The organism is Hyphomonas sp., assembly GCF_036964145.1.
GTDB lineage: Bacteria > Pseudomonadota > Alphaproteobacteria > Caulobacterales > Hyphomonadaceae > Hyphomonas.
Map to the genome: position 1 here is coordinate 1 of NZ_JBALUC010000007.1, position 4,440 is coordinate 4,440.

6 protein-coding genes are annotated in these 4,440 nt (G+C 46.1%); all 6 read left to right on the forward strand.

The features are described 5' to 3' along the window. The first annotated feature begins 448 nt into the window (after nucleotides 1-448). A complete protein-coding gene (locus V7660_RS17075) occupies nucleotides 449-922 on the forward strand; it encodes a GNAT family protein (RefSeq protein WP_335604260.1) in 474 nt (157 codons plus the stop codon). Between the two features lie 280 nt (nucleotides 923-1,202). Further along, on the forward strand, nucleotides 1,203-1,796 hold the full coding sequence (locus tag V7660_RS17080; protein WP_335604261.1) for a TetR/AcrR family transcriptional regulator: 594 nt from the start codon (nucleotides 1,203-1,205) through the stop codon (nucleotides 1,794-1,796). An 11-nt stretch (nucleotides 1,797-1,807) separates the two neighbouring features. Beyond that, nucleotides 1,808-2,695: an SDR family oxidoreductase gene (locus tag V7660_RS17085; RefSeq protein WP_335604262.1), complete on the forward strand. Its 888-nt coding sequence runs from the start codon at nucleotides 1,808-1,810 to the stop codon at nucleotides 2,693-2,695. Between the two features lie 3 nt (nucleotides 2,696-2,698). Then, nucleotides 2,699-3,019, forward strand: a complete 321-nt coding sequence (locus V7660_RS17090; RefSeq protein WP_335604263.1) for a putative quinol monooxygenase — start codon at nucleotides 2,699-2,701, stop codon at nucleotides 3,017-3,019. Between the two features lie 237 nt (nucleotides 3,020-3,256). Then, on the forward strand, nucleotides 3,257-3,961 hold the full coding sequence (locus V7660_RS17095; protein WP_335604264.1) for a carboxymuconolactone decarboxylase family protein: 705 nt from the start codon (nucleotides 3,257-3,259) through the stop codon (nucleotides 3,959-3,961). Nucleotides 3,962-4,055: 94 nt separating this feature from the next. Next, nucleotides 4,056-4,440: SDR family NAD(P)-dependent oxidoreductase (locus tag V7660_RS17100; RefSeq protein WP_335604265.1), on the forward strand; the 385-nt coding region annotated here is incomplete at its 3' end.

Genomic DNA, 4,440 nt, shown 5'->3' on the forward strand with positions numbered 1-4,440 from the left:
CACCCTCATCGATAGTTCATTGGAAGACTACGGCTTTTATCCGTAAATTTCATCAAGTCATGGTAGAAGCGTCTGTCACTTACCGTGGCTACCTTGAACAATTTCATATCTTCTTAAAAGAAATAACATCATTGCCTCTTAAGTAGGCAATAGTAATACCAATCTAGAACTGTAGAAACATTTACCAGCATTGCGTCGTAGGACTATAAATGATAATATTAAATATACCTGAAGATATATTTTAGTCGCCTAGACAAGACAAGTACTGGATGGCATTGTTGATATTTCTACGAATATTTTGAGTAATTGTGTTCACACACTAGCCCAAACAAAGCTAAATGATGCTGTAAAGCCACGCGCATGGATACGCCCAGACGATAGAAATAGATAGATAAATAAATAAATAAATAAATAAATAAATAAATAAATAAAGATACTGGAAGCCAATTTGAAAACCGAGATCACCTTCGCTAGATTACCCGAGATCAACCTAAACGAGATCATAGTTCACATGTCCGATCCCCGTGTTGCAGAGCACATGCCTCTGCTAACAGGCAAATGGGATGAGGCCGTCGCCGCAAAATTTGTTGCCACAAAAGAAGAGCGATGGAAGCACGATGGGCTGGGGCATTGGGCCATACTGTCAAATAAGCGATATATCGGGTGGGGTGGTTTCCAAAAAGAGGGCAATGAGTGGGATTACGGTTTGGTCCTAAAGCCAGACTCATTTGGGCTTGGCATACGTATTTCAAGACTTGCGATCGACTTCGCAGTTGCGGATGAACGCATTCCTTCAGTGACCCTTCTTTTACCGCCGTCGCGTAAAAACCTGGGCGCGCTAAAAAGGTTCGGGGCCCAGCTCGCCGGAGAAGTAGAGCATGCAGGAGCCCGGTTTCTCAAATATCGACTTGAGACCGCCTGAACTCTCATTACCTAGAACAGCATGCCTTACACCTTTACCAGAGCTTCCCTGATGGCAAGCAGAACCTCGAAGTCGAATCCTTCAAGGCCAAGCTAATCATGAGGTTCGTAAATTTCAGCTTTGCCGGTCATATAATGTGAAAGACAGCTAAGCCACAGTTCTTACAGAATTCATGAGAGCAAAATGGCAAGATTTGCCACTTTCTGCATCAGGCTAAAAAGCATTTGACAATATATTTGACCGGTCTATTATTAATTTAGCAGATGCAAAGGAACACATCATGGCTCGGATGCGAAATCAGGAAAATTATGATGCGACGCGTACGCGGCTGCTTGATGTTGGTGAAAAACTTATTCGTCAAAAGAGCTTTGCCGACACAGGAGTGATGGATGTTCTAAAATATGCGGAAACCGCAAAAGGGTCGTTCTATCATTATTTTAAGAGTAAGGAGGATTTCGGTATCGAAGTTGCGCGCCGATATTCCGAACAGCAAGTTGAATTCGCCCGCCAAATGCTAAACGATGATGGCAAGGCACCGATATTGCGACTCAGGGCTTTTTTTAAAGCTGCCGCAGTGGATATGGAAAGTCGTAGCTTCTCCCAAGGCTGCCTGATGTGCAACCTTACAACTGAACTTGCGGATGAGAATCCGACGTTTCAAGCGGAGCTGGATCAAAATTGGCGAGAGCTTTCCGACGAAATAGCTCAGTGCCTTAAAGGTTCGGATCTCGCGACAATCAACCTTTCTCATTTAAGTACCGCAGAAGCAGCGGACTGGTTGCTCAACGCCTGGAGCGGGGCACTGACACGGATGAAGGCCGCCGGAAATTCGGACCCGCTCGCACTATTCATGAAATCAGTCTTCAAAAACTAAGGAAAAAAAGAATGAACGCAAATTCCCCAAAAACGATTCTTGTGACCGGCGCGAGCCGGGGTATCGGTTACCTTACGGCAAAAACACTCGCCGCAGGGGGGCATCACGTCTACGCGGCAATGAGAGATAAGGATGGGTCCAACGCCAAACCGGCTAGCGTTCTCACTGACTATGCCATGCAATCAAGGCTTTCACTTTCGATCATCGACCTTGATGTGACATCTGAAGAAGACTGTCAGCGCGCTATTGCCAAAATTGAGGCGGAGCGCCCACTCGATGTCCTCGTCAACAATGCAGGTGTCATGCCCGTTGGCGTCACGGAGGCTTATTCCCCACAGGCGACGCAGGCCTGTTTCGATGTGAACATGTTCGGGCTCGCCAAGATGAGTCAAGCGGCCTTGCCTGCCATGCGTCAACGTCGCAGCGGCCTGCTCATTCACTTAAGTTCTGCGGCTGGGCGCGTGACGATTCCATATTTTGGCATTTATTGCGCGTCGAAATGGGCGATGGAAGCCTATGCCGAGAGTTTGAACTATGAACTGGCACCCTTTGATATTCAGTCAGTGATCATTGAGCCCAGCGGTCATGCAACGGACCTGGTCAAAACCGCCCCGGCGCCAGATCTTCCAGCAGTGCTGCAAGAATATGGGCCCCACAATGAAGGGCGCGAAAAGCTTTTAGGAATGTTTCACGATCTATTTGCCCAAGACCAGGCAGGCAACGACGCGCAGAATGTGGCTGACCGCATAAAGGCCCTTGTCGAGATGCAAGGGCCGCGCCCTATTCGCACGCAAATTGGCGACGATATGGGCGTTTCCGCCATTAACGCTGCGACAGCGCCAATCCAGGCGGGGCTCATTGAACAATTGTCCCAAGTTTATGGGTCTGAGGAGCAATAAGCCATGTCCGACTCACGTCTTTACTTGTTTGCAACGATCCGTCCGAAACCGGAATTTATGGAAGACGCCCGCGCCGCTCTGGACAAACTGGTGCCGCCAACATTGAAAGAACCTGGCTGCCATATCTTCAGCGCTTTTGTTAGCCGTACCGAGCTAAACACCTTGCATCTGTTCGAATGTTTTGAAGATGAACAAACTCTGATGCTGCATTATCAGCAAGACTATACCAAAGCTGTTTTTGCTCAATATGAAGAGTGGTTAGAAAAACCCGTTGAAGTAACAAAGATGCTCGCATCCTCTTCGGTAACTGCAGCACAGTTTTAGTTCTCCAATGGCCTCGCTATAGCCCCCGCTTACCTATGTGGATAGTTAATAAAATGACTGATCGAAGAAGCCGTTTGGCATTTATATTCATTGCAAGTTTCCTACTAACGGGAGTGGCGGCAGGTTCAGGACCAAGCCTCGCCAAGGAGAATACTGATATGGATTTGTCCAAGCAAGGTTTGCAGAACCTAAAAAAAAGTCTTCCCAAACACGGAAAGTACGCCCTTAATAAATGGCATGCCTTCCGCTCTGACTGAACACTTTATCGGTTTTCTTTACGGCGAAGTTTATGAATCCATAAATCTTTCACCTAAAAATAGAGAACTGGTATTGATGGCTGGGTTGATCGCAATGGGCGATAAGACAGCTGAGTTAAACGTTCATATTAATGGTGCGCTAAATTCGGGCTGGACAGCTGTTGAGATACAGGAGGCGATGTTGCAAATGTCTGTTTATTCAGGCTTGCCATCTTCTGTAAATGGAATGAACACACTGAAAGAAGTGTTGGGTCAACGTAAACAAAGAGGCATAACAGATGTAACAAACCCACCCTTAGCCTCTAAGCAAAAAACAGGAAAATCAAAGCTAGAGGTTGGCTCTAAACAGCTTGAGAAGTTACAGGTCATAGACGCTAAAGCACTTCAAGAAGCATATAAAGATGTTTCGCCTAACTTTGCCAAACATGTTATTGAATATGCGTTTGGCGACATTTTGTCGAGACCAGCGCTAGACTACCAAACGCGAGAAATGATCACGATTGCGGCTCTCACTGCAATGGGCGCAACCAACCAATTAAAGTTTCATATACAAGGTGCACTGAACCTTGGAATACCCTCAGGAGACATTGCCGACATTATTGTTTTGGTGGGAGCCTACTCAGGCTTTCCATCTATGGCAAACGCAACAAATGCTTTAAAGGAAGTGCTCAATGAACGAAAGTAACACGAGGAGAAGCAATGCCTAGTAATTCAGAGAGTGCCTATGAGAAACCGAGCAAGTCAACAACCGCCAAATAGATATCTTCAAGAGTTTAACTATGCCAAATGTACTCATTGTTGGAGCAGTAACGGGGTTAAGTGTTTCGTTAACCAGGTGCTTTAGTAAGGCGGGATACTTGGCTTCTCTTGCAGCGCGCAATACTGTAGAACTCCAAGAGCTTACCCATGAACCAGGCGCATCATTATTCACCTGTTATGTGAGCGAGAAAAGTGATGTACACACTCTCTTTGAAGAATTGGATAACCACAATTTTACGCCTGATACCGTAATCTACAATGCGGGAGCTTATACCAGAGGCCCTATTACCGAAATTGATACAGATCTTACAAAAGAAACGTTAATGACTAATAGTTTTGGCGCCTTATTGGTAGCACAGGAAGCTGCCAAACGGATGCTTAAAAATGGACGAGGAGCGATGCTGT